The following is a 2991-nucleotide window of genomic DNA, read 5'->3' as shown; positions in this document are numbered from 1 at the left end:
GCAAAAGCGACCACAGGCGGACAGCTTTGCCCCGCCTGTGTGTTTGGCCGCCATACGATTTTTTTGTAATTATGCGTTTATTGTGCAACTGCCGTTATATGTTTATTTTGTAGCTGCCAACATCAGTTGTGCACCGTTATCAAACATTGCTGTCATTTTGCAGACTTCATTATCAAACTTTATTGTACATCAACATCAGTGTGCGCCGAAGAGCGCTTTGCTCATACTGCCTGTCTTGAACAAAATGAAGCAGAGCAGTATCGTGTAGCCCATCGCGCCCCAAATTGCTGCGTGGATGCTCGGTGCTGCTGTTATGCCTTGCAGCAGCACGGCATAGATAGCGACGCAGACCATTATGAGGAACCCTTGGAACGCGAGCGCGAACAGGGCTTTGAGGTAGCTGTTGCCGATGCCGCCCCATTCGCGGTTTATCATGGTGGACAGCGGTATTGGGGCTACTGAGATCGTCAGGTATATCTCTATCATCCTGCCGTATATTATGAGGAACACACAGACTGAGATGGCGTTCATGACGATGCGCAGTATCGCCGATTCGAAGTACAGCCCAATCAGTTCGCCAACGTTCATGGTCGATAGCTGCGCTTCGAGTTCTAGCAGGGCTATGTCCAAGTCGAGGCTTCCGGCTATGATGCCCGCGCTGTTGTTCACTGCGTTTTGTGCAATTGCAAACACGAACATCACAATGTCAAAGGTGTGCGTCAGGATATAGACCGCGCAGAATGTCTTGAATATCCATTTGAATATGATAAACGTATCGAAATCGTGCATGTTGTTACGTTCAATGACGAGGTGTATCAGTTCGTAACAGACAATGAAAGTCAATATCATACCCGCTATGGGCATGACCACCGTTTCTGACAGGGTTCGGACGAGGGCGAAAATGCCGGAGTTCCAGCCCTCCGGCGTTTGCCCTACTTGTCCTGCAATCTCACCGACCCTTGTGTTCATGTCTTCGAACATGCCGGTGAAGTTGTGCATTATGCCGTCGATCAACAGCCCCCTGAACCAGTCGGCGATTGCGTCGAACAGCCCGAACATCGCCTAAAACAACCCACTCAACAAAGGTACAAGCACGATCCCGATGAGGGCCACACCTCCGCCACTCATCAGTTGCTTCATGCCTTGCGACTTCGCTCCGGGGTTATCGTTGCCGTACCCCTCCAAAAGATTTATTACCCCCCAAATACCGAGGCCCGCGCCAAGGGCGATAACGAGTGTTTGCAGTACATCAACCGCAGAATTGAAGAATTCCAATCCGATTACCAAGTCAGGCAACTGGACGAGTGGGCACCATGCGGATGCCACTCAAACAAAAACCCGCGCATGGCGGGTCTTGTCAGTGCGCGTTTTCAGTTGCCCGACCGCTCCTTTCATTATTTCTTGTTGTTTTCCCGCGCACTTTGTTGTTTTTTGTCTTTATATAAAAAGAGCCACGTGGTGTTGCAAAGGCCCTTGCTGGACGGGAAAGCGCTAATGCCCGTACCGGACATTGAAAGTCCGGTCGAAACCATAGATTTCATCCGGGAAACCGTACTCAACGAGCCAGCCTTTTACCGACTGGAGGGCGTAGTCGTCATAACGGATGCTGATGCCGAAATGGTTGCCGCAATCCAAAGTGACGGCTGTTTTATGATCCTCGCCAATGTACAGGTTTTCATTTAGGATGCAGGCTACCGCCAGTGGGTGGGGGTTGCCGGCAATGGAGTAGATGCCAACCAGCTCCGCGATCTGTTTCGCCGTGTAATTGCGGGGAACGTGCGGTGCAGTTTCGCTATCCATGTCAATCACGGTATCAGCGGCAATGGAAATGCCCAGCGGCTTGTACAGTTCGCGCAGAAACAGGATCACGTCTTCCGGCATTGTCCCCAGCTCCTGCAAGGCACGAATCACGATCCGTGCGCAGGCGTTGTATTCGCCGAGCCTGGGGGCTGGCGTTGCGGCGCGCATTTCCAGTTCGCGTTCGGCGGCTTCCATGTCATTGAACTTTGCGACATAGGCGACGGTGAACAGGATGCCTTTCTCGCCTGTCAGTTTGTTTGCGATGACCTCTGCCCCCATCTTGCTTATGAGGAAGCATGGCATTTCTTTGTTTTGAGCGCTTTGGTAGCTGCTTTCGACGAAGAAATCGGAGTGTCCAATTTTGGACGCTCCGATTTCTTCAATGATGCTGATGTAGTTGCGAATATCGCGCAGCAGATGGTTATGCTCTTTGCCGATAGCGTCGGCAACCTCACGGCTGTCTATGTAAGCTCTGCCGTTCTGTTTGATGATGGTCAAGTCTGCCATAGTGTTTTTCCTCCATTTGTTCTTAGATTTTGTCTTGGGACGCAAAAAGCCGCCCCCTCCCATTTGAGTTTGGGAGAGGGCGGCATGAAGCTGGGTTGCTGTTAGATTGGCTCAAGGTCAACCGGGAAGTCGTCAAAGGCTTCGTCCGGCAGGTCGTCCTCCGGCTCCGCGTACTCAAAATACTTGTACTGCTCGTTAGGGTTCACTTTCAGTTTACGCAGCACGAACTTGCCGATGTCAAAGGCGTTTTTCGGGTTTGAGTCGGACAGGTAGCGATAGTTCTTATGCTTGGTTATATCGAATTTGTCCGACAGGAACGGCCTGACGCCGCGTAATTGCAGTATGCATTTGAGTCCGTCCATCACTGCGATTTCGTCGATGCTCATCAGTTCCTTGCCGAGCTTCTGCGTGTTTTGCCCGTAGGACGGGTTGTTGCCCCTGCTGATGTTGTTGGTGAGCATGTACACCGTCTCTTTTCCAAGCGATTCGGACATGTCTTTCAAAGTCGTCTTTTCTTTGCCGCCAAGGAATAAAACGGTGTCCATGTTGCCGATGATTGTCTCGGCGTCGTCCTTGTAGATGCTTTTGAGCTGCGATTGCGCCTGCAATATGACGCAGGCAGAGATTTCGCGGCTTCGGATCGTTGCTATCAGCTTCTCGAAACGTGGGATTTTGCCGATATTG

At 51.3% G+C, this 2991-nt stretch carries 4 protein-coding genes; all 4 read right to left on the bottom strand.

The features are described from left to right. Window positions 1-195: 195 nt before the first annotated feature. Window positions 196-1059, bottom strand: coding sequence for a CD0415/CD1112 family protein (locus tag FWE06_10195; protein MCL2547530.1), 864 nt, complete (start codon window positions 1057-1059; stop codon window positions 196-198). 3 nt (window positions 1060-1062) lie between these two features. Further along, a complete protein-coding gene (locus FWE06_10190; GenBank protein MCL2547529.1) occupies window positions 1063-1275 on the bottom strand; it encodes a Maff2 family protein in 213 nt (70 codons plus the stop codon). A 216-nt stretch (window positions 1276-1491) separates the two neighbouring features. Further along, window positions 1492-2307 carry a Rha family transcriptional regulator gene (locus tag FWE06_10185; protein ID MCL2547528.1) on the bottom strand — a complete coding sequence of 272 codons (816 nt, stop codon included), beginning with the start codon at window positions 2305-2307 and terminating at the stop codon, window positions 1492-1494. A 101-nt stretch (window positions 2308-2408) separates the two neighbouring features. After that, window positions 2409-2991, bottom strand: a 583-nt coding sequence (locus FWE06_10180) for a TraG/TraD/VirD4 family protein (protein ID MCL2547527.1), incomplete at its 5' end; no start/stop codon positions are given.

It is taken from the genome of Oscillospiraceae bacterium (genome assembly GCA_009780275.1).
Taxonomy (GTDB): domain Bacteria; phylum Bacillota; class Clostridia; order Oscillospirales; family UBA929; genus WRAI01.
Note: the sequence above shows the minus strand (reverse complement) of the source record. Positions and strands in the feature narration are given on the sequence as shown.

Excerpts from the sequence above, each read along its gene's own strand:
- FWE06_10195 (MCL2547530.1), bottom strand. The coding sequence starts at position 1,059 with ATGTTCGGGCTGTTCGACGCAATCGCCGACTGGTTCAGGGGGCTGTTG.
- FWE06_10185 (MCL2547528.1), bottom strand. The coding sequence starts at position 2,307 with ATGGCAGACTTGACCATCATCAAACAGAACGGCAGAGCTTACATAGAC.